This is a genomic window from Streptomyces sp. P17, from assembly GCF_032436805.1.
GTDB lineage: Bacteria > Actinomycetota > Actinomycetes > Streptomycetales > Streptomycetaceae > Streptomyces.
Genome location: NZ_JAVRBF010000003.1, coordinates 143,047 through 164,327, shown reverse-complemented (window position 1 = coordinate 164,327; position 21,281 = coordinate 143,047). Strand labels below are relative to the sequence as shown.

Here is a 21,281-nt window from a genome sequence, read left to right as displayed (position 1 = left end):
TCGTATGACCGCCAACCAGTACCCGTTCTTCGAGAGCGGTCAGACCCTCACCGCCGCCGACCTCAACATGGTCCGGGAATTCCAGCACGCCCGGGACCGCCTGGTCGGGCGGATGACCGGCTTCGGGGTCAACTGCGGCCTCGGCGGCAGCGCCTCGGGCACCACGGTGACCATCGAGCCGGGGCTGGCCGTGGACCAGCGGGGCGAACCGCTCGTGCTGCCCACCGCACGGCCGGTCACCTTCGATCCCGCGGCGGCGACATCGTCGTACGACTTCATCGATACCGCTCCCGGCGGCTTCAGCGTCGTGCTGGAGGCGACGGACGAAGCGGTTGACGTCCCGGACTGCGGCGAGAGCGACTGTGCCGGGCATGCGACGCTGCACACCGTCGGCGTCGCGCTGCACGCCGTGGCCGGCCGGGTCACAGGCACCCGCATGGACTTCTCCGCGGACGAGCTGCTGAAGGCCGAGCCGATCCGGCTGGCTCTGGACTCGACGCCGGTCAACTCCTATACGGCACTGCGGGACGCGGTCGCGGAGCGGCTCACCAACGGCACCGAGCCGCTTGTCGACGCCGCCCTGATCGCGAAGCTGAAGGCGACCTCCATCGCGGCCGCGGACTCACCCGGAGTCAAGGGCTACAAGAGCGGCTGGCTGAACATGGTGCTGTTCGCCACCCTCGACCTGCTCCGCGCCCGGGCGCTGCTGCGCCTCGGCTGCGACCGGACGACCACGCGTCCCGGCGTGGTGCTCGGCTGGGCCCACCAGGTCGGCGACGTCTGGGAGTTCGAGTGCGCCTACCGACACACCTGGGAGCCGCCGAGGGGGCTGACCGAGGCGATCTACGGGGGGACGTGCGGTGACCCGGCGTCCCGGCTCCGGGACGAACTTGAGGCACTGCTCGCGGGCTTCGCACCACCGGATCCGGTGCCACAGGGCGAGGTCAAGCCCCCGGTGTTCTGCCCGAAGGGTTCGGTCCTCGTCCGGGGCAGGTGCGTCAACATCTTCCTCCCTCCCGTGAAGCTCCCGGACAAGTGGGCCGACTCCTGGAAGCTCCATCCACGCGATCCGATCTGGTATCCGCCCTTCGAGGAGAAGTGGAAGCAGCCGTGGAAGATCTACGAGATCGACGGCTGGGACTTCTTCGAGGACGGGGTCATCGGCGCCACGGACTATCTGGGGCGGCCGGCCGACACCGTCAAGGACGTGCTGCAGCAGTTCATCGTGGACAAGGGCGGTGTAGCGGACGTCCAGGTGGTCGGCATCGGTGCCGTCGGCACCATGAAGGGCTATCTGCCGTCGGGCGGCTTCAGCCCGTCGGACACCATCGTGCTCACCAAGGACGCCGCCGGGAAGGTCGTCGCGACCGGACGCGTCCCCGCCGTGCGCAACACGCGCAACGTCGGCGCCGCGCTGCCCGCGGCGGTGGCCGCCGCCATCGACGCCAAGGCCGCCGCCACCGAACTGCGCGGTCTCACCGCGACGGTGGTGACCCGTATCGACACGGCCGAGACGGTCTTGTCCGGCCTCAAGAACGAATTCACCACGCTCCAGGGCGAATTCCAGTCCTACAAGGGCGGAACCTTCGACACCAGCGGCTACGGCGTCCGGATCGCCGCCGCCGAAGCCCAGTTGACGCACTTCCGGGAGGTACAGCAACGCATCTCCCTGGTCGAGGGCAAGGTGGAAGTCCTGGCAAAGGTGCCCAGGGAGAAGGTGGTCGACCGGAATCTCGGCAAGGGCATCTCCGCCTTCACCCAGGCCACCGTGGCCGCGATGCAGTCGCTGACGGATGTGCGCAACCCCAACTTCCAGCGCTATACGGCGGAGGCCGAACGGGCCCGGGCCGACCTGGACGCCGCGATCGAGGCGGCGGACCCGGAGCGCATCGCCGAGGCCACGCTCGCCGTGCTGGGCAGCGTCCGCACGATGGTCCAGGCCTCCGGGGTCGCCCCGGAACACGGGCGCGAACTCGACGCACAGCTACGGAACCTGGGCGGGCTGATCACATGACCGACGTCGCGGTGGACACCGTACGCCTGCGCGGGCCGCACGCGCGGCGTCTGGCGGGCGTCGCCGCACGCGCGCTGCCCGCCGCGCTCGAACGCGCCCTGGCGGACATCGGCGATGTTCAGGTGGACGACCTCGTGGTGCGGCTCGACGTGGATGTGACGGCCCACGACGACGAGACCCTCGCCGTGTTGTGGGCCGACGCCATCCGCGTGCAACTGACCGCCGTGCGGCGGGAGTCCGCGCCGGTCGTTCCCCGGCCGTCGGCCGGCGAACCGCCGGGCCGACGCGGGCCCGGGCCGCGGGATGTGCTCGCCGTCGTGCACGCGCTCTGCGCGCCGGATGCGGAACCGCGCACACCGTTGCCGCGGGCCGTCCTGGAGCTCGCCGACTCCGGGACGACGCGAGCTGTCGCCGAGGAGCTCGGCGCCGACGCGTGGGCGTCCCTGCTGCGCGGGCTCTCCCACGCGCTGCGGCTGCCGGTGCCGGAGCGGGCCACAGCGACCGGCCCGGCAGCACCGGCACCAGGCCCTCAACCCCTGCCCGCGCCCTCACCTGCCGTGTCCGAAGGGGCATATGTAAAGAAGCGGCCGGCGGACGAGGCGGACTCCGTCGCGGCAAGAGTCCAACTCCCTTTCGGACCGAGCGACATCCTCGACATCCTCGCCGAACTGTCACAGCTGGTGGACGAGTCGACGGCTGCCGTCGACACCGCGGCCCTCACCCGGGGCGCCGGCCTGGTCCTGCTGTATCCATGGCTGGCCGAGCACTGCCGCCGGGCCGAGGACCTCCATCCGGGTCTGGAGGGCCTGGCGGTCCGGGAGGCCGCCCTGGCCGCGATCGTCGGTCCGGACGATCCCGCCCTCGCGGACGACCCTCTCATCGGCCTGCTGGCCGGACGCACGTCTCCCGAACCGGCCGCACCGCGGGTGCCGTTGCCCCGGCGGGACGAGGTGGCCGAGTCGGCCGTAGCCGTGCTGACCTCGTTCGCCGCCCTGCTGCCAGGGTTCGAGCGCTCCTCGCCCGCCTACCTCCGCGGCTCCTGGATCACCCGCCTCGGCGTCGTCGACCACGACCGCGATCCCGCACTGCTCACCGCGGCCACCCGTCCACTCGACGTCGTTCTGACACGACTGCCGTACCCCGTGGGCCTGATCAAGCTGCCGTGGTCGCCGCCCCTGACCGTGCGGTTCCGGCCGTGACCGCGGTCCCCGCGCCCGTCGCCGAGCTGCGTGCCGCCCTGGAGATGCTCGACGCCCTGATCCAGGTACGGCTGGAGGAGCGCCGCGGCGGGCCCTGCGGGCGGCGGCTGAGCATCGACGAGACCGACGAGACCGACGAGAACACAGAGGGGCTGCCCGACGTCCGGCGCTTCGCCGGTACCGGCCCGCTCGCGGAGATCGTCACCGCCGCGGGCCTCTCGGCGGCCGAGGCCGTCGTCCTCACGGCAGCCGTCGCCCCCTGCGTCGACGAACGATTCGACGCGCTCTACGGCATGCTCACCGACCGCCCCGGCGTCTCGGCACTGACCGGGGAGGTGGCCCGGACGCTGGCCGCGCGCTCGTTCCGGGGCCGGCTGGACGCGGCGGTCATGCTGTCGCCCCAAGGGCGGCTGCAGGCCCACGGCCTGCTGTCGCTGAACCCGCCGGGCGACCTGTCGGGGGTACTGCGGCCGGACCCGCAGGTCGCCGCCTGGGTTCTCGGGCTGCCGCCGAAGCCGGGCGTCGCGACCTCCGACTTCCCGGCCCGGCCGCTGACCACGGTGCACACCCTGGACGACGTCGTCCTGCCCGCGACCGCGCGGGCCCGCATCGACGACCTGACGGCGCGGATCGCACACCGTGACGTCGTCGTGGAGCAGTGGGGCTTCGGGGCGCACCACGACAACGCCGCGGGTCTGATCGCGCTCTTCCACGGCCCGCCCGGCACCGGCAAGACGATGACCGCGGCCGCGATCGCCCGGACGACCGGCCTGCCCGCCTACCTGGTGGATCTGTCGGCGCTGGTCTCGAAGTACATCGGGGAGACCGAGAAGTCGCTGGCCAAGGTCTTCGACCGGGCCGCCCGGGAGCGCTGCATCCTCGTCTTCGACGAGGCCGACGCGGTCTTCGGTACCCGCACGGAGGTCGACGACGCCCACGACCGGTACGCCAACCAGGAGGTGTCCTACCTCCTGTCGCGTATCGAGCAGCACCCCGGCATCGTCATCCTGACGACCAATCTGATGGCCAACATCGACACGGCGTTCCAGCGCCGGATCCATGTGCTGGTGGAGTTCCCCGAACCGGGGCCGGGCGAGCGCGTACGGCTGTGGTCCGCGGTCGCCCCCTCCCGGCTGCCGGTGGACGGTGGCGTCGACCTGACGGCACTGGCGCACCGCTATCCGCTGACCGGGGCGCAGATCCGCGAGGCGACCCTGGAGGCCGCCTATCTGGCAGCCGCCGGCGGCCGGGTCGTCACCGGTGAGCACCTCCTGACCGGGATCCGCCGCCAGTACGAGAAGTCCGGAAGGTCGGTGCCGGTGTGAGCCGGGTCGCCGAGCGGGCCAAGTCCGAGCGGACGGCTACCGCGTCGTCGCTGGTCGTCGCCGAGGCGAACCCGTCCCTGAAGAAGGTCCCGAGGCCCGAGGGCGAGGCGACCGTCGTGGCTCTCGGACCGCGCGTCGCGGGCGGGCTGACGGCGCTTCGGGCCGAGTGGGGTGTGGACGGCGGAGTGGTGGTGCTCACCGGCGTCGCCCCGTTCGCGGACGTCACGGGCAGGGCGGGATTCCGCTCCGACGGTTCCCTCGACGGCGTCGTACGCATGCGGACCAGGGTGGGATTCCTGGGCCTCGATCTGGGCGAGGTGTCGTGGACAGTCCACGACTGGAGTCCCGAGGCGCCACTGGCCACCCCCGCTGTCACCTTGCGCGGCAGCACCCTCGCCGTGGACCTGGGACCGCTGCCGCCGGGCGCGGCCTGGGAGGCCCCGGCCGGCATCGACGCCCCCCGCCACGGCGACCGGGTCGTCGTCCACCTGCCCGGCGACGCCATGCCCCCAGGGCTGCCCTTGAGCCCTCGTGTGGCGGAGGTCTACCGCGGTCTCGGACTCGACGTCTCGCACCTGCGGGTGCACCCGGACACCCCGGTCGGCGCAGCTCCGGCCTTCGTCACCGACCAGAACCTGTTCCTCGCGCCGGGGATCCACGGCGTGGACAGCCCGCAGGCCCTGCGGGTTCTGGACGCCGCGGTCCGGGCCGCGTTGACCGGTCTGCTCGGCGCGATCGGCGGGGAAGCAGCGCCGGTGGTGCCGCGCTCACCGGCCGGGACGGAGTCGCCCGCGGCAGAGACGACCGTTGTCCCGGCGAGCGTGTCGGAAGGGCCGACCGGTCCCGCCCCGCCAGAGGCAGCGACCCCACCAGAGACCGCTCCCGTCACGGAAGGCGACGCGGACGAAGGCGTACCGGAAGAGCCCTCCACCGAGGCCGCGCCACCTCCCCCCGTCCAGCCCTCCACCGAGGCCGCGGCACCTCCCCCCGTCCAGCCCTCCACCGAGGCCGCGCCACCTCCCCCCGTCCAGCCCTCCACCGAGGCCGCGCCACCTCCCCCCGTCCAGCCCTCCACCGAGGCCGCGCCGCCTCCCCGGGTCCAGCTGATCATGCCGGAGCCGCCCACCGGCCTGACACCGGCAGCGGCGGCCCGGAGCAAGGCGGTCAAGGGCGAGGCGGGCCAAGCGGCCCGGGCCGCCCGCGATCTGCCCTCCGCGGAGGCCACGGTCGCCGACTCCCGGGCGGCCGTCACCGAGCCGCCCGCCGAGACCGCCGCGCGGGCTCGTGAGCAACTGGCCGCCGAGCTGGGCGCGAGGCCCGCCCCGAGCCCGGAGATCGTCGAGCTGTCCGAGCGCATCCGCACGGCAATCCGCTCGAACCGGCCCGAGGACGAGGACGAGCTCCTGGAGTCCGACCCGACGAAGGAGGCGCAGAAGGCCGGATCCACCATCACCGGCTCCGTCGAGGGCCAGGTCCAGCAGGTCGGCAGCAGCTACGGCGCCATGGCCTCGCCGCCGCCCGGGGCGCCGGCCCTGAAGCCGGATCCGCTCGACAAGCCGTCTCCCACCGCCCCGGGCATGGGCGTCGATGCCGGCTCGGCAGGCCCCGACCCGATCCCGCCCGAGCACACCACCCTCGACGCCGACGTCGCCGCGACCGATCAGAAGATCGCCGACTCCGGCATCGACACCCCGGTGACACGACAGATCCCGGACGGCCCGTTCGCCGCGGCGCGGGACGCCCGTGCGGGTCTCGGCGAGGCCGCCGAACGCACTCCGCAGCAGATCCAGGCCGAGCAGCGGAAGGCCATCGACTCGGCCCAGGCCGACATGGCCCAGCTCCAGCAGCAGGCCGTCGCGGCCCTGCGCGGCGCCCGCTCGGGGACCGTCAAGGAGGTCGGCAGCGGCCAGAGTACGGCCGTCGCCTCGGAGGAGCGCACGCGAGAATCGGTCTCGCGCCGCGCGCAGCAGATCTACGACGGCGCCCAGAAGCAGGTCGACGCGCTGCTGCAGCCGCTGACCCGAACGGCGATCGCGCGGTGGGAGGCGGGCCTGACCCGTCTCTCGCAGGAGTTCCACGACGCGCTGGCCCGGGTCAAGCGCTGGATCGACGAGCGGCACTCCGGCGTCGGCGGCACCCTCCTCGCGATCGGTGACTACATCAGCGGCCTGCCGGACTGGGTCACCGACGAGTACAACCGCGCCGAGCGCACCTTCGGAGACGGCGTCTGCGAACTGCTGACGACCATCTCCAGCGATGTGAACGGTGTCATCGCCGCGGCGCAGGCCGTCATCCAGCACGCCCGCACCGACATTGACGGCGTGTTTCAGTCGATGGAGGCGGAGTTCCCCGAGTGGGTGGCGCAGGAGCGGGCCCGGTTCGGCGGCATGCTGGACGGGCTGAACCAGCGGGTCAATGAGGCGCAGAGCGGTTTCGTCCGCGATGTCTCCCAGCGCGCCGTGACGGCCGTCAACCAGGTGCACGCGGAGGCGCAGGCGCTGCGCGAGGAGGCCGGCGGGCTGATCGGGCGCGTGGTCGCGGCCATCGAGGAGTTCGTCGACGACCCGGTCCGGGCCATCATCAACGGGCTGCTGCGGCTGGTCGGCATCCCGCCCGCCGCGTTCTGGGCCCTGGTCGCCAAGATCGAGCAGGTCATCTCGGACATCGCCGATGATCCGGAGAACTTCGTCAACAACCTCGTGGCAGGCGTCCGGCAGGGCTTCGAGCAGTTTTTCGACAACTTCGGCACCCACGTCCTGCAGGGCTTCTGGGAATGGCTGTTCTCGGGCCTCAAGACGCCCGTCCCCATGCCGCGCGACCTCTCCGCGAAGTCCCTGTTCACCTTCGCCCTGCAGCTCATGGGCATCACCTGGCCGCGGGTGCGGGAGATCCTCGTACGCCACGTCGGTCCCACCGCGGTCGAGGTCGTCGAGGCGGCCTGGCAGCTCGTCTCCGTGCTGATCGAGCGAGGTCCTGAGGGGCTGGTCGAGCTCGTCAAGGAGCAGCTGACCCCGGAGAACATCGTCGGCATGATCCTGGAGGCGGCGGTCGACTACCTGGTCGAGACGCTGATCGAACAGGTGGTCGTGCGGATCGTCGGGCTTCTCAACCCTGTGGGAGCCATCGCCCAGGTGATCGACCTGATCTACCAGGTGTGCGCATGGATCTTCCGGAACGCCGCCAGGATCTTCCGCTTCGTCGAGGCGGTCGTGGGCGGGATGGCCGACGTGGTGGCGGGCAACATCGCCGGCCTGGCCACGTCCGTGGAGAAGGCACTGGCCTCACTGATCCCCCCGGTCATCGACTTCCTCGCCGGCCTGCTCCACCTCGGCGAACTCCCGACCGAGGTGGCCGAGGTCATCACCCGCCTGCAAGAGGTCGTGTACGCCGCGATGGAACGCATCGTGGGCTACCTGGCCACCAAGGCGCTCGCGCTGCTCAAGCGGCTGGGCATCGGCGCCAAGGAGGACACCGAGGGCGGCGGAGACGACGAACTCGGTACAACAGTGCGCTTCTCCGCCGCGCACGACAGCCACCGCCTCTACTTCAAGGTCGCCGGCGACGATGCGGCGCTCATGGTCGCGTCGGCACCACAGCCGATCGAGAGCAAGATCGCCGAGTGGCGCGGCAGGCTCGACCAGCTCGGCGAGGAGCAGCAGGGGCCCACGGCGGCGAAACTCGACGCCCTCGCGGCCGTTGCAGATGAAGCCAACGCCGAGGGTGACGTGCTCGCGCGCGAGTTCCTCGCGGCGAACCGCGATCCGAACGACTCCGTGAAACCGCCGAACGACAGCGCTCTGGAAGCGCGGGAACACGCCGTGGCAGGCATGCTCCGCGAACTCTTCGAGATCTTCGACGAACGCGGCTCGGAGGAGGCCTACCTCGCGGACATCGCCGCCAACCTGCCCGTGCACGGCAGGGCCAGGGCGGGCGATGTGACCGACCTGTGGGCACGACGCTACTCGGGCCCCCCGCTCTACGTCCCGCTCAACGCCTCTGCGCCGGCCGCGGTGTGGAACCCGGCAGACGTGGCCCGGCCCACGATCGCCGCAGGCCAGGAATTCCTGGGGCGACAGGACATCCAGCGCGAGCTCCTGCCCTACTTCACGACTGGCGGAAAGACCGATCGACGCGCCGGCACCGGAGCTTTCCGCGACTACGCCCTCGTCGAAACCGGGCAGAGCCATCCGGTCCGGCAGGGCTTCCTCAACACTCTCGGGGAGGCGTACCGGAGCGAGATGGCTTCCCGCCCGCCGCAGAACATCGACCCGGTCGACTCCAAGCTGTCCGAGACAGTGGCATCGGTCGAGTACAAGAGCGCTACACGACCCTACGGCGCCTTCGATCCCCTGCCGGGGCGCGGAGACGAGCCCGATCAGGCCCTTGTCGAGCGCGCGCAGGACATCAGGTCGTTCCTCCTCGGGATCGCCCGGGACCGCTCCTTCAACGACTACAGCGCTGTCCGACTCCAGTGGGCCTGGACCGACAAGCCCACGAAGGAATGGCTCAACCGGCAGTTCCGCATCAAAGGCATGCACGAGTGGATTCCCACCAACCTCCTTCCGGAACTGCTGCGCGAGGCCTTCGACGCGAACCTCCATCCAGCCGCCCTCGCCCTCGCGGTCAAGTGGATCGAGTTCCAGTACGAACTACGCAGCCAGACCAATTACGTGCTGTGGCACTTCGACCCCGCGCCCGCCGGACACGTCGGTTCCTTCAGCACGGACGAACGCGGCAGGCGCAGCGCGGGTACCGCCCTGTCAAAAGCGTTCCATGACTGGTTGCGGGTGCTCTACCGCCAGCACAGGAACGCCGGGCCGTACGCCTTCGCAATCGCCGTGATGACCGACTTCAACAAGTGGATCTGGAACGGAAACAAGGCGGGGATCCCCGCCGAGCATCTCAACGACCCCATCGGCGTCTGGTACCGCCTCCAAGGTGTCGGCCGGGTCGCCGACCTCACCTTCGCCGATATCGCGGAAGTCCAGAGCGGCAACTACTTCGACATCCTCCGGGACTTCGAAAGGGCACTCGACGCGATCGGCTGGTGAGGCGATCGCGAGCGAAGGGGAAGAAATGAACGACTCACCCGGCCCCGGCGTGGCATGGCTCGCGGAGCGCACCGGCAAGGACCCCAGCGAGCTGACCGCCTCCCCGACAGCGGCGCTGGACACCCTGGCGCAAGCCGTCCGTGAGGCGGCCGACCTGGCTGCCCGGGCCATGTCCGACGACGCCGAGGTACGGAAGCAGGCCCGGGCCGAAGCAGCCGGGCTGCGCCGGCAGTACGCCGCAGCACCCCGCCCCGCCGAAGCCCTCGGCACCCGGCTCGCCGCACGCCTGCGCACCGCGGCTGAAGAACTCCGCCGCGAGTAGCGCCGCCGCCTGTGGCCGCCGCAAACGCATTCAGCGGGCTTGCCGACATCGGCAAGCCCGCTGAATGAACACCGTCGGGACGACAGGATTTGAACCTGCGACCCCTTGACCCCCAGTCAAGTGCGCTACCAAGCTGCGCCACGTCCCGGTGCGCTCACACACGGTGAGGTGTGTGATCGCGCGAACAGCACTTTACCCCACAGCGGGGGCGCCATCGAAGGGGGCACGGGGCGCGGGACAATCGGCGTATGGGCAGCACATCGTCGAACGCACGGGACCGGGACGCCGAGGGGCGGGCGCGCAACGCGCGGCCCCGGGACGGGCTCGGGCGGCCCCTCCCATACGGCGAGGAGGGCGTGGCCCGGCAGCCCGAGGGGGTCGTGCGCGCTCCCGAGGAGTCCGTCGCCGAGGCGCAGGAGCTGCTGGACGCGGGCAAGCCGTTCCATGCGCACGAGGTCTTCGAGGACGCCTGGAAGTCGGGGCCGCAGGAGGAGCGCGGGCTGTGGCGCGGGCTCGCCCAGCTCGCCGTGGGGCTCACCCACGCCGCTCGCGGGAACGTCACCGGTGGCGCCCGGCTGCTGCGGCGTGGGGCCGGTGCGGTGGAGGAGTGGGCGAGGGACTCCGGGCGGCAGCGGCCGTACGGGATGGATCTGGCGGCGGTGACCGCCTGGGCGCAGCAGCTGGCCGAGACCGTGGAGAGCGGCTCGGCGGTGATCGACGCCGCCGAGAGCGCGCCACGGCTGCGTTGACGCGGGCGGTGTCGGCGCTGTCAGTGGGGTGCGGCAGACTCGGGGGGTGCGAAAGATTCATGTCATCGGTATCGGCGCGGGCGACCCCGACCAGCTGACCCTGCAGGCGGTCAGGGCGCTGCGGAGCACGGACGTGTTCTTCGTCCTGGACAAGGGCGAGGTGAAGTCGGACCTCACCCGGTTGCGCCGGGACCTGCTCGACGCACATGTGCCGGCGGGGACGTACCGCGTGGTCGAGGCCCGCGACCCGGAGCGGGACCGCTCGGCCGGCGGCTCCGCCTACTCCCCCGCCGTCGGCGACTGGCGCAGCGCCCGCGCCGGCATCTACGAGCGGATGATCAGCGAGGAGCTCGGCGCGGACGAGACCGGCGCGTTCCTGGTCTGGGGCGATCCGGCGCTGTACGACAGCACGCTCGGGATCCTGGAGGAGGTGCTGCACAAGGGGGCCGTGGCCTTCGAGCACGACGTCATCCCCGGCATCAGCAGTGTCTCCGCGCTCGTAGCCCGCCATCGGACCGGGCTCAACCGGGTCGCGCGTCCCGTGCACATCACCACCGGGCGGCGGCTGGCCGAGGGGTTCCCCGAGGGCGTGGACGACGTGGTGGTGATGCTCGACGCCCACCAGACCTTCCGGCAGTACGCCGACCAGGACATCGACATCTACTGGGGCGCCTACATAGGCACCCCGGACGAGATCCTCGCCTCGGGCCCGATCGCCGAGGCCGCGCCCCGTATCGAGCGGCTGCGCGCGGAGGCCCGGGAGCGCAAGGGCTGGATCATGGACACCTATCTGCTGCGCCGCAACCCGGACCACACCTAGACCCGTACTTCGCAGGTCACCCGATCGTGAAGACCAAGCGGTCGTAGCTGATCGCTCGCCGGTCGGAACCGCAGCAGCGATGGCCGTCTCGGTCCGGCCCGGTCGAGATCGGACGCCGTGAGGCCGATGCGGAGAACCTTTTCGGCGACCTGCGAAGTACGGGCCTAGGGACCGTCCCACGTGCGGGGACCACCGCCCGGTGTGATCGTGTCCTCGTGACCATCGCCGAGGAAACCGCGCGTCCGCCCGCCGCAGAGCCTCCCGTGCTGGACAAGCGGCGGCGCAACGTCGTCTTCGTCACGATCATGCTCGGCATGCTGCTGGCCGCCCTGGACCAGACGATCGTCGGCACCGCCCTGCCGACGATCGTGTCGGACCTCGGCGGTGCCGCGCACATGTCGTGGGTGGTGACCTCGTACCTGCTCGCCGAGACCGTCGCGACCGTGCTGGTCGGCAAGTTCGGCGACATGTTCGGCCGCAAGGTGGTCTTCCAGGTCTCGGCGATCGTGTTCATCACGGGCTCGTTCCTGTGCGGCCTCGCCGACAACATGACGCTGCTGATCCTGTGGCGGGCGATGCAGGGCGTCGGCGCGGGCGGGCTCATGGTCACGTCGATGGCGCTGATCGCCGATGTGATCCCGCTGCGCGAGCGCGGCAAGTACCAGGGCGCGATCGGCGCCGTCTTCGGGGTGGCCACGGTCATCGGACCGCTGCTGGGCGGGCTGTTCACCGACCATCTCTCGTGGCGCTGGGCGTTCTACATCAACGTCCCCATCGCGATCGTCGTGGTCTTCGCCGCCGCCCGCACCATCCCGGTGGTGAAGTCGGCCGCCCGGCCCGTCATCGACTATCTCGGCATCGCCTTCGTCGCGGTCGGCGCCAGCGCGCTGATCCTGGCGACGAGTTGGGGCGGCAACGAGTACGCGTGGGGTTCGGGCGTCATCATCGGCCTGTTCGTCGGGGGGGTGATCGCCCTCGGACTGTTCTGCTGGGTGGAGACCAGAGCGGCCGAACCGATGCTGCCCATGCGGCTGTTCGGCAACCCGGTCTTCGCGGTGTGCTCGATCCTCAGCTTCATCGTCGGCTTCGCCATGCTCGGCGCGCTGACCTATCTGCCGACGTATCTCCAGTACGTCGACGGCGACTCGGCCACGGTCTCCGGCGTACGGACACTGCCGATGGTGGCCGGTCTGCTCATCGCGTCGGTCTTCAGCGGCAACGTGGTCAGCAAGACCGGCAAGTACCGCCTGTTCCCGATCATCGGCTCCCTGGTCATGGGCGTCGGCCTGTATCTGATGTCCCTCATGGGACCGTCGACCGGGGCCTGGCTGGAGTCGCTGTACATGTTCGTGCTCGGCTCCGGCATCGGCCTCGGTATGCAGGTGCTGACGATCGCCGTGCAGAACACCGTCGAGTACGCCGATCTCGGCACCGCGACCTCGGGCGTCACCTTCTTCCGCACGCTGGGCAGTTCCTTCGGCACGGCCGTGTTCGGCACGATCTACACCAACAGCCTCACCCCCAATCTGCGGGACGGAGTCGCCGAGGCCTCCGCCGTCCCCGGCGCCGATCCGGCGACCGTCGCCCAGGCGGCGACCAGCCCGGAGGGCGTGCACGAGCTGCCGCCGGCGGTGGCCGCCCCGATCATCGACGCCTACGCGGAGACGATCCAGACCGTGTTCCTGTGGACGGTGCCGGTCGCGGCCCTCGGCTTCCTCGTCGCCCTCTTCCTCAAGCAGGTCGAGCTGCGCGACAGCGCCCGGATGGGGTCGACGGACATGGGCGAGGGGTTCGCGCAGCCGCGCGGCGCGGACTCGCAGGCGGTGCTCGAAGCGTCCGTCGCGAAGATCATCGGCAGTACCGACCTGGACACCGCACGCCGTCTGGTGCGTGCCTCCGACACCCGCCTCGACGTGGCCGGCGCCTGGGCGGTGATGCAGGTGGAGCTCCTCACCCGGGTGGTCGGGCATGCCAGCCTCGGGCTGATCGCCGCCCGCCGCCATGTGCCGCCGGAGGTGCTGCTGCCGGTCTTCGACCGGATGGTCGACGAGGGGTATCTGACCCGCGACGGCTCGCTGCTCTCGCACACCCGAGCGGGCGCCCGCGAGGCCGAGGTCATCAGCCGTTCGTGGGCGGCCTGGCTGGAGGAGCGGGTGGAGCAGGACATCGGCCGCCCCTCGGGCACTGCCCTGCGCGCCGCCGTGGACACGATCGCCAAGCGGCTGCTGGTGGAGGACCTCAGCAACGGCCTGCCGGCCCGTCCGAAGGAACCGGCGACGGCGGCTTCCCGCTGAAAGCCGATTGCTTCGCGGCGCCGGTCACCGTCATGATCGGGCCATGTCTCCCGCACCGGTCCGCTTCCACGATCCCGGCACGGGCCATGTCTCCCGCACCGGTCCGCTTCCACGATCCCGGCACGACCCGGTGCAGCTACCGCGATTCGATGCTGGTCCGCTGCCCGCGCTGCGACCGGATCGCCCACTTCGGGGCGGGCGGGCTGATCTGCCGGTCCTGCGGGATGTGCGGCCCCGTGGCCCAGTGCACCTGGCCGGCGCTGTGGCTGCGCGGCGATACCCGGCACGGTGAGCTGTGGGCGTACGACCTCGAACACCTCGACCTGATCCGCCGGTTCGTCGCGGCCGATCTGCGGGAGCGGGATCCCTGGTACGAACACGGCCGGAAGATGACCGTCGTCGGCCGGCTCCCCGCCTGGGTCAAGAGCGCCAAGAACCGTACCGAGGTGCTGCGCGTCATCGACCGGATGCGGGCCTCTGTCATCGAGGGCTGAGTCCGAGCCGTTCCAGTACGGCCGCCACGTCCGGCACCGCCACGACGTCATCGGGCAGCGGAGGCCGTCGTACGACCACCACGGGCAGCGCGAGATGCCGCGCGGCCGTGAGTTTCGCCGCCGTCGCCTCGCCGCCGCTGTCCTTCGTCACCAGGACGTCGACGCAGTGGGCGGAGAGCAGGGCGGTCTCGTCGGCCACCGTGAACGGGCCCCGCGCCAGCAGGACTTCGGTGCGCGGCGGGAGCGGTGGCTCGGGCGGCTCCACGGAGCGTACGACGAAGTGCAGGTCCGTCAGATGAGCGAAGGCCGCGAGGCCGAGGCGGCCCGTGGTCAGGAAGACCCGTCGGCCGAGACTCGGCAGCAGGTCGGCGGCCGCCTTCAGGGAGGGGACCGGATGCCAGCGGTCCTCGGGCCCCGGCCGCCAGCCGGGGCGGCGCAGCACGACCGACGGGACGCCGGTCGCCGCGGCGGCGCGGGCCGCGTTCGCCGTGATCGACGCGGCGAAGGGGTGGGTGGCGTCGACGAGGGCGTCCACGCGCTCCTCGCGCAGCCACTTCGCGAGCCCCTCCGCCCCGCCGAACCCCCCGATGCGCACGTCCCCGGTGACGGTGCCGGGCCGTTTGACGCGGCCCGCGAGCGAGGTGGTGACGCGGATGCCGGGCAGCGCGGTGAGCGCGGCGGCGAGTTCACGGGCCTCGGTGGTGCCGCCGAGGATCAGAACGTGCGGGGCCATGGGGTGAGCCTACGGCCGTTCGGGCGGCGGGCGATCCGGACCCCGTCGGCGAACTCCATGAACAGAAACGATCAGGCGGGGTTCCTCGCTCCGGTCCGTCCCTAGCATCGCGGCGCTACGTCGACGAGGACGAGGAGAAGCGCCAGTGAACGGAACCACAACACGGGCACTGAGACGGGCCCTTGCCGCCTGCCTGGCCGTCGGCTCCCTCGGCGCCGCGCCCGCCGGCACGGACAGCGCCGGACCGGCGACCACCGCCTGCCCGGCGCAGCTCACGGCCAAGGCCACCTGCTACACGGGCCAGGACGCGAACGGCGCCCACTACGCCCTCGCCGTCCCCACCGACTGGAACGGCTCCCTCGTCGTCCACGCCCCACGGCGGCCCCGACCTGGGGCGGGCTCGGACCCGGGGCGCAGCCGCGACGACCTGGGCCGCTGGTCGGTGATGGTGGACGAGGGGTACGCCCCGATCCCACGGCCGTGCGGGACCTGTCGTACGACAGTGATCTGACCGGCGATGTCCGCATCCCCGTGCTCACGCTGCATGCCATCGACGACCCGACGGCGTTCGTCGAGCACGAGTCGGCCTACCGGGCCACGCTCCAAGGGGCGGGCAGGCAGCGGTACTTGGTGCAGACGTTCACGCGGGAGAGCGAGCACAGTGAGCTGAGCGGCGCGGAGTACGCCACCTCCATGGCCGCGCTGGAGCGGTGGGCGCGGACGGGGGTGCGGCCTACGGCGCGATCCGTGGCCGGGGCGTGCGTCTCCGGTTGCTTCTACGACCCGGACTTCCGGCCCGCGCCTTATGCCTCGCGGGTCGAGCCCCGGCCGGGCGGGCTGCGGTGGCCGGCGATGTCGGCCGCGCAGGAGGAGGCGTGGAGCCGTGTCGCGGGGGTCGGGATCGCGCCCTGAGGCGGGCCGGTCGCTATCGTCCGGACATGGAATCCGTGCGTGGCGTGCTCATCGACATCGACGGTGTCCTCACCGTCTCCTGGCAGCCGCTCCCCGGTGCGGTCGAGGCGTTGCGGGAGATCCGCGAGGCGGGGCTCGGGGTCGCGCTGGTCACCAACACGACCTCGCGGACCCGGGCGTCGATCGCCGGGGTCCTGGCGGACGCGGGGTTCCCGGTGTCGGCGCAGGACATCCTCACGGCGCCCTCGGTGACGGCGGCCTATCTCGCCGAGCGCTTTCCGGGGGCGCGGTGTGCGCTGCTGAACAGCGGGGACGTGGCGGAGGACCTGGAAGGGGTGGCGCTGGTCGAGGAGGCTCCGGATGTCGTGATCGTCGGTGGTGCCGGGGAGGAGTTCGGGTACGCGGCGCTGAACCGGGCCTTCGGGTATCTGCAGCGCGGGGCGCGGCTGATCGCCATGCACCGGAACCTGTACTGGCGGACCGAGGACGGGCTGCAGCTCGACTCCGGGGCCTTCCTGGTCGGGCTGGAGCGGGCGGCCCGTACCGAGGCCGAGGTGACGGGGAAGCCGTCGGCGGCGTTCTTCGAGGCGGCGCTGGCCCGGCTCGGGGTCGGCGCGGAGCAGGCACTGATGGTCGGGGACGACGTGGAGTCGGACGTACTGGCGGCGCAGCGGGCCGGGATCACCGGGGTGCTGGTCAGGACCGGCAAGTTCCTCCCGGAGACGCTGCGCGAGGCGAGCGGCAGGCCCGACCATGTGATCGACTCCTTCGCCGGTCTGCCGGCGCTGCTGCGTGGCTCAGGGCAGCAGTAGCTGGACGCCGCCCACCACGGTCGCCGCGATGACCAGTTGCTCGAAGAGTCGCTGGTTGATCCGGTTCACAGCCCATTTGCCGATCAACGCGCCCGGCACCACGAACACCACGAGCGCGGCGTCAAGAAGCAGCGAACGGCCGTCGATCAGACCGAGCCCGACGCTGAACGGCACCTTCGAGACATTGACGATCAGGAAGAAGAAGGCCGAGGTGCCCAGGAAGCCGAGCTTCCGGAAGCCCGCCGAGAGCAGATACATCGACATCACCGGGCCACCGGCGTTGGCGACCATGGTGGTGAACCCGCCGAGGACGCCGTAGGAACGGGCCTTGATCCGGCCGCCGCGGGTGACGACCGCGTCCGGATCCCGCTCTGCCTCGGCGGCCCGGCGCCGCCACACCGTCACCGCGGCCATCAGCAGCAGGATCGCGCCGATCGATGTCCGTACGATCCCGTCGTCGGCCCACATCAGGAACAGCGTGCCCGCGACCACCCCGCCCGCGACAGCGGGGAACAGCCGCCACAGCGTGGGCCAGTGGGCGTGGCGCCGATAGGTGAGCACGGCGAGCACATCCCCGGCGATCAGCACCGGGAGCAGCACACCCGTCGAGGCGCGGGCGGGCAGCACCGCGGCGAAAACCGCCAGACTGACCGTATTGGCCCCGCTCACAGCGGTCTTGGAAAACCCGACGAGCAGCGCCGCGAAGGCGAGCGCGGCGAACTCCCAGCCGGTGATGTGCCACAGCGTCATCGTGTCCATGCGGAGACTGATGCTATGCACATTCAACCAATGCCGTCAGCGCCGTCTCACCAGATGACAGCTCACCCAGGGAGGTCGCCTGTGCCTGGGGGCCTGCCCCCAGCCGCGGTCTCGTCACTCGCCGACGCTCCGCGTCGACTCCCTCCTCCGCCTTGCAGTTGCACGCACCAGACCCCGCTCGGCCCGGGCCTGACAGCACCGTTTCTTGCAGCCGACCTGACCCGCCGGACAGGCCCTAATGCCGCCCGACCAGCACCGCACTCCCCTGCCCCACGCCGACGCACATCGTGGCGAGCCCGCGCTCCGCGCCCGTCCGCCGCATCCGGTGCAGCAGGGTCGTCAGGATCCGGGCGCCCGAGCAGCCGAGCGGATGCCCCAGGGCAATCGCACCGCCACTCGGGTTGACCAGCTCCGGATCGATCCCCAGCCGGTCGACACAGGCCAGCGCCTGCGCCGCGAACGCCTCGTTGAACTCGGCCTCCTGGAGGTCCCCCACGCCCCACTGCGCCCGGGCGAGCACCTTCTGCGTGGCCGGGACCGGCCCGATCCCCATCACATCCGGATGCACCCCCGCGGACGCACCGGCGACATACCGCCCGAGCGACTCAAGGCCGAGGTCGTTCAGCGCCTCCTCGCTGACGAGCAGCAGCCCCGCGGCGCCGTCGTTCATCGGCGAGGCATTGCCCGCGGTGACCGTGCCGCCCTCCCGGAAGACGGGCTTCAGCCGGGCGAGCTTCTCGTACGAGGTGTCCTCGCGCACGCACTCGTCACTGTCGACGACCACCCCGTCCGGCCGTTCCACCGGCAGCAGTTCGTCGTCGAAGTGGCCGTTCTTGCGGGCCTCGGCGGCCAGCCGGTGGCTGCGCAGCGCGAACTCGTCCTGCCGCTCGCGCGTGACCCCGTACCGCGAGGCCACCTCCTCCGCGGTCTCCCCCATGGACAGCAGCCCGTGGAGTTCCTTCATCGCCGGGTTGACCAGCCGCCAGCCGAGCCGGGTGTCGACGGTCTCGACGCGGTGCGGCAGCGCCTCGTCGGGCCGGGGCAGCACGAAGGGCGCGCGGCTCATCGACTCGGAGCCGCCCGCGAGCACGATGTCGGCCTCGCCGGCGGCGATGGTACGGGCGGCGGTGGTGACGGCCTCAAGGCCGGAGGCGCACAGCCGGTTCACCGTGGCGCCGGGCACCGACTCGGGCAGCCCGGCGAGCAGCGCGGCCATGCGGGCGACATTGCGGTTGTCCTCACCGGCCTGGTTCGCGGCGCCCCAGTACACGTCGTCGATACGGGCCGGGTCGAGCGCGGGCACATCGGCGATCAGGCCCTTGATCACGGTCGCCGCGAGATCGTCGGGCCGTACGCCGGACAGGGCTCCGCGCAGTTTGCCGATGGGCGTGCGGCGGGCGGCCGCGAAGTGGACGGGACGCACGAGTGGGACTCCTGACCGACAGCACCGGCGGTCTCATGACCGGCCATGACCAGCGGCCCTCTTAATTAGCACCGCTAGTTTTGGACTATAGACCGCCGACCGTCCCCCTGGGAAGATCCCCGAGGACCCTCACCGACGCAGCCGGAGGAGACAATGGCCGACCCCCGCGAACACATCCTCGCCGGAACCCACGGCCCGGTCGTCGTGCGCGAGTGGCACCGGCGGGAGCCGCGCTACCTCGCACTCGTGGTGCACGGCTACGGGGAGCACGCCGGCCGGTACGAGGAGGTCGCCGATGTCCTCACGGGGCACGGCGCGGCCGTGTTCGCCCCCGACCACCCGGGGCACGGGAAGTCGTCGGGCGAGCGGGTCCTGATCGAGGACTTCGAGGACGTCGTCACCGATGTGCACGCGGTGGCGGAGCTCGCCCGGGCCACCCACCCCGGTCTCCCGCTGGTCCTGGTCGGGCACACGAGACCGACAAGGCCCAGGTCTTCGGCGACCTGGTCCGCTTCCTGGACGACGTACTCACCAAGTGAGACAGCGGATCGCCGCGTTTGCACGAGTACGCGCTGGGCACCCGCGCCCGCATGGAGTGGTTGCGCAGAGCGGCCTGCGCGGGTGAGGACCCGGAGTTGTTCTTCCCCGTGGGCACGAGGGGGCCGGCGCGGCGGGAGGTCGCGGCCGCGAAACGGGTGTGCGGCCGCTGCCCGGTGATCACCCAGTGTCTGGCCTTCGCGCTGCGCAGCGGACAGGCCTCGGGCGTGTGGGGCGGGACCTGCGAGGAGGAACGCGCCGTACTGCTCCGGACGTCCAGGCAGCACGCGGAAAGGAGAAGCGCGTCATGACCACCGTGGTGAGGAGCACCCTGCCCGACAAGGAGCGCCGCACAGCCGGCGATGCCCTCCAGGACACCCTCGTCGACCTGCTCGGTCTCTCACTGGTCGGAAAGCAGGCGCACTGGAACGTCGTCGGACCGCGGTTCCGCTCGATCCACCTCCAGCTGGACGAGCTCGTCTCGGCCGCCCGCGACTACGCCGACACCGTCGCCGAACGCGCCGCCGCGCTCGGCGTCCCGCCGGACGGCCGCCCGGAGACCGTCGCCGCCTCCTTCGGACTGCCCGGCGCGGGCGACGGATGGCTGCGCGACACCGAGGTGGTCCAGTTGATGGTGGCCTCGCTGGAGTCGGCCATCGGCCGCCTGCGCGACCGTATCGACGCCACGGAGAAGCCGGACCCGGTCACCCAGGACCTGCTCATCGGCATCACCCGCGAACTGGAGAAGCAGCGCTGGATGTTCGACGCCGAGAACTGGCCCCGGGACGAGTGAAAAGGGGCACATCATGACCGACCCACTCGAACTCGACGCGCTGTGGGAGGACTTCCACCGCGCCGTGAACATGACCTCGCAGGAACTGGCCGCCTGGCTCCGGGTCAGCGACGCCTCCGAGGAGACCGAACCCCTGCCGGAGCACGCGGGCACACCGACGGGACAGCATGTCCTGGCGATCCTGCAGAAGCGCCGCACGGACCTCACCGATGACGACATCCAGGTGATGTACGAGGTGGTCGACACGGTCGCCCAACAGGCGGACGTGGAGAACGAACCCGAGGCGGCGCAGGACACCCCCCGCCGGCACCGGCTGATGTCGCTGGGTCACGACCCGCTGAAGCCATGACCGGCAAGGAGCGCCTGGTACGGGAACTCGTCGACGCGCACGGACAGACGTTCGCCGAGGAGTGCGGGATCCCGCTGAAGAACACCCCGCAGCCGCTGTACCGGCTGCTGGTGCTGGCGCTGCTGCTCAGCGCCCGGATCCGCGGCTCGATCGCCCTCGACACGGCCCGCGCGCTGTACGAGGCCGGCCTGCGCGATCCGCGCCGTATGGCCGAGGCGGACTGGCAGGAGCGGGTCGACGCGCTGGGACGCGGCGGCTACCGGCGCTACGACGAACGCACAGCAACCCAACTCGGCGACGGCGCCGAGATGCTGACCGAACAGTGGGGTGGAGACCTGCGCCGGATGCGCGAGGAGGCGGACGGTGATGTCTGCGAACTCCGCGATCTGCTGCAGGAGATACCGGGGCTCGGCCCGGCCGGCGCGGACATCTTCCTGCGCGAGGCGCAGCGCGTGTGGCCGGAAGTCGCCCCGTACCTCGACCCCAAGGCGCTGTCGGGGGCGGAGCGGCTCGGTCTGCCGAAGGATCCGGACCGGCTGCTGAATCTCGCCGGGGACGCCGAACCGGCCTCGCTGGCCGCCGCGTTGGTGCGGTGCGCGCTCGACAAGGAGGTGGCCGAAGACAGTCTCCGCCGCGCCGGATGATCGTGAAAGACTGCCCGCAGCGCACACCTTGCCGAGCGAGCAGAGGAGCAC

The 21,281-nt window shown here is 71.5% G+C and carries 17 protein-coding genes, 1 tRNA gene and 2 pseudogenes; 16 read left to right on the top strand and 4 right to left on the bottom strand.

What is annotated here, in order from left to right; all coding sequences use genetic code 11:
- The first annotated feature begins 4 nt into the window (after positions 1-4).
- From RMT89_RS02970 to RMT89_RS02950, 5 genes are read left to right on the top strand one after another with little or no spacing between them, the layout of a single operon-like run.
- The gene (locus tag RMT89_RS02970) at positions 5-2,014 is read left to right on the top strand and encodes a hypothetical protein (protein WP_315882308.1); all 2,010 of its coding nucleotides are present in this window, start codon (positions 5-7) and stop codon (positions 2,012-2,014) included.
- Positions 2,011-3,213, top strand: coding sequence for a contractile injection system tape measure protein (locus RMT89_RS02965; protein ID WP_315882307.1), 1,203 nt, complete (start codon positions 2,011-2,013; stop codon positions 3,211-3,213). The genes RMT89_RS02970 and RMT89_RS02965 overlap by 4 nt, the downstream gene beginning before the upstream one ends.
- The gene (locus tag RMT89_RS02960) at positions 3,210-4,538 is read left to right on the top strand and encodes an ATP-binding protein (protein WP_315882306.1); all 1,329 of its coding nucleotides are present in this window, start codon (positions 3,210-3,212) and stop codon (positions 4,536-4,538) included. The genes RMT89_RS02965 and RMT89_RS02960 overlap by 4 nt, the downstream gene beginning before the upstream one ends.
- Positions 4,535-9,589, top strand: a complete 5,055-nt coding sequence (locus RMT89_RS02955; protein ID WP_315882305.1) for a hypothetical protein — start codon at positions 4,535-4,537, stop codon at positions 9,587-9,589. Before RMT89_RS02960 ends, RMT89_RS02955 begins: the two co-directional genes overlap by 4 nt.
- A gap of 25 nt (positions 9,590-9,614) precedes the next feature.
- Positions 9,615-9,911 (top strand): hypothetical protein, encoded by a 297-nt coding sequence (locus tag RMT89_RS02950; protein WP_315882304.1) that lies wholly within the window; start codon positions 9,615-9,617, stop codon positions 9,909-9,911.
- Between the two features lie 74 nt (positions 9,912-9,985).
- Here RMT89_RS02950 and RMT89_RS02945 read toward each other — a convergent pair.
- Positions 9,986-10,059 (bottom strand) — tRNA-Pro (locus RMT89_RS02945).
- A gap of 100 nt (positions 10,060-10,159) precedes the next feature.
- On the opposite strand from RMT89_RS02945, the gene RMT89_RS02940 reads away from it, so the two are divergent.
- From RMT89_RS02940 to RMT89_RS02925, 4 genes are all read left to right on the top strand, one after another.
- Positions 10,160-10,660 (top strand): DUF309 domain-containing protein, encoded by a 501-nt coding sequence (locus RMT89_RS02940; protein WP_315882303.1) that lies wholly within the window; start codon positions 10,160-10,162, stop codon positions 10,658-10,660.
- A gap of 46 nt (positions 10,661-10,706) precedes the next feature.
- Positions 10,707-11,480, top strand: coding sequence for a precorrin-6A synthase (deacetylating) (gene cobF, locus RMT89_RS02935; protein WP_315882302.1), 774 nt, complete (start codon positions 10,707-10,709; stop codon positions 11,478-11,480).
- Between the two features lie 215 nt (positions 11,481-11,695).
- Complete coding sequence (locus RMT89_RS02930; protein ID WP_315882301.1) at positions 11,696-13,774, top strand: MDR family MFS transporter; 2,079 nt, start codon at positions 11,696-11,698, stop codon at positions 13,772-13,774.
- An 86-nt stretch (positions 13,775-13,860) separates the two neighbouring features.
- The gene (locus RMT89_RS02925; protein ID WP_315882300.1) at positions 13,861-14,268 is read left to right on the top strand and encodes a hypothetical protein; all 408 of its coding nucleotides are present in this window, start codon (positions 13,861-13,863) and stop codon (positions 14,266-14,268) included.
- On the opposite strand, the gene RMT89_RS02920 is transcribed toward RMT89_RS02925, so the two are convergent.
- Positions 14,255-15,001 (bottom strand): cobalt-precorrin-6A reductase, encoded by a 747-nt coding sequence (locus RMT89_RS02920; RefSeq protein ID WP_315882299.1) that lies wholly within the window; start codon positions 14,999-15,001, stop codon positions 14,255-14,257. The two genes, RMT89_RS02925 and RMT89_RS02920, sit on opposite strands and share 14 nt — an antisense overlap.
- Before the next feature lie 145 nt (positions 15,002-15,146).
- On the opposite strand from RMT89_RS02920, the pseudogene RMT89_RS02915 reads away from it, so the two are divergent.
- Positions 15,147-15,913 (top strand): annotated as a pseudogene (locus RMT89_RS02915) (hypothetical protein).
- 26 nt (positions 15,914-15,939) lie between these two features.
- Positions 15,940-16,725 carry a TIGR01458 family HAD-type hydrolase gene (locus RMT89_RS02910; RefSeq protein ID WP_315882298.1) on the top strand — a complete coding sequence of 262 codons (786 nt, stop codon included), beginning with the start codon at positions 15,940-15,942 and terminating at the stop codon, positions 16,723-16,725.
- On the opposite strand, the gene RMT89_RS02905 is transcribed toward RMT89_RS02910, so the two are convergent.
- Together RMT89_RS02905 and RMT89_RS02900 are read right to left on the bottom strand one after the other, a co-directional pair.
- Entirely contained in the window at positions 16,711-17,484 is a 774-nt protein-coding gene (locus tag RMT89_RS02905) for a sulfite exporter TauE/SafE family protein (protein WP_315882297.1), read from the bottom strand. The genes RMT89_RS02910 and RMT89_RS02905 overlap by 15 nt on opposite strands.
- A 235-nt stretch (positions 17,485-17,719) precedes the next feature.
- Positions 17,720-18,907: a thiolase family protein gene (locus tag RMT89_RS02900; protein ID WP_315882296.1), complete on the bottom strand. Its 1,188-nt coding sequence runs from the start codon at positions 18,905-18,907 to the stop codon at positions 17,720-17,722.
- 153 nt (positions 18,908-19,060) lie between these two features.
- Between RMT89_RS02900 and RMT89_RS02895 the strand changes: the two are divergent.
- From RMT89_RS02895 to RMT89_RS02875, 5 genes and pseudogenes are all read left to right on the top strand, one after another.
- A pseudogene (locus RMT89_RS02895) lies at positions 19,061-19,381 on the top strand (alpha/beta fold hydrolase); the annotation flags it as partial.
- Between the two features lie 83 nt (positions 19,382-19,464).
- Positions 19,465-19,755, top strand: a complete 291-nt coding sequence (locus RMT89_RS02890; RefSeq protein ID WP_315882295.1) for a WhiB family transcriptional regulator — start codon at positions 19,465-19,467, stop codon at positions 19,753-19,755.
- Positions 19,752-20,237 carry a DNA starvation/stationary phase protection protein gene (locus RMT89_RS02885; protein ID WP_315882294.1) on the top strand — a complete coding sequence of 162 codons (486 nt, stop codon included), beginning with the start codon at positions 19,752-19,754 and terminating at the stop codon, positions 20,235-20,237. Before RMT89_RS02890 ends, RMT89_RS02885 begins: the two co-directional genes overlap by 4 nt.
- A 13-nt stretch (positions 20,238-20,250) precedes the next feature.
- Positions 20,251-20,586, top strand: a complete 336-nt coding sequence (locus tag RMT89_RS02880) for a DUF3140 domain-containing protein (protein ID WP_315882293.1) — start codon at positions 20,251-20,253, stop codon at positions 20,584-20,586.
- A complete protein-coding gene (locus tag RMT89_RS02875) occupies positions 20,583-21,230 on the top strand; it encodes an endonuclease (RefSeq protein ID WP_315882292.1) in 648 nt (215 codons plus the stop codon). Before RMT89_RS02880 ends, RMT89_RS02875 begins: the two co-directional genes overlap by 4 nt.
- Positions 21,231-21,281 lie beyond the last annotated feature (51 nt).

Bases quoted from the DNA above. Each gene is read 5' to 3' on its own strand.
- RMT89_RS02970 (WP_315882308.1), top strand. From the start codon at position 5: ATGACCGCCAACCAGTACCCGTTCTTCGAGAGCGGTCAGACCCTCACC.
- RMT89_RS02965 (WP_315882307.1), top strand. From the start codon at position 2,011: ATGACCGACGTCGCGGTGGACACCGTACGCCTGCGCGGGCCGCACGCG.
- RMT89_RS02950 (WP_315882304.1), top strand. From the start codon at position 9,615: ATGAACGACTCACCCGGCCCCGGCGTGGCATGGCTCGCGGAGCGCACC.
- RMT89_RS02940 (WP_315882303.1), top strand. From the start codon at position 10,160: ATGGGCAGCACATCGTCGAACGCACGGGACCGGGACGCCGAGGGGCGG.
- RMT89_RS02925 (WP_315882300.1), top strand. From the start codon at position 13,861: ATGTCTCCCGCACCGGTCCGCTTCCACGATCCCGGCACGACCCGGTGC.
- RMT89_RS02920 (WP_315882299.1), bottom strand. From the start codon at position 15,001: ATGGCCCCGCACGTTCTGATCCTCGGCGGCACCACCGAGGCCCGTGAA.
- RMT89_RS02910 (WP_315882298.1), top strand. From the start codon at position 15,940: ATGGAATCCGTGCGTGGCGTGCTCATCGACATCGACGGTGTCCTCACC.
- RMT89_RS02905 (WP_315882297.1), bottom strand. From the start codon at position 17,484: ATGGACACGATGACGCTGTGGCACATCACCGGCTGGGAGTTCGCCGCG.
- RMT89_RS02885 (WP_315882294.1), top strand. From the start codon at position 19,752: ATGACCACCGTGGTGAGGAGCACCCTGCCCGACAAGGAGCGCCGCACA.
- RMT89_RS02880 (WP_315882293.1), top strand. From the start codon at position 20,251: ATGACCGACCCACTCGAACTCGACGCGCTGTGGGAGGACTTCCACCGC.
- RMT89_RS02875 (WP_315882292.1), top strand. From the start codon at position 20,583: ATGACCGGCAAGGAGCGCCTGGTACGGGAACTCGTCGACGCGCACGGA.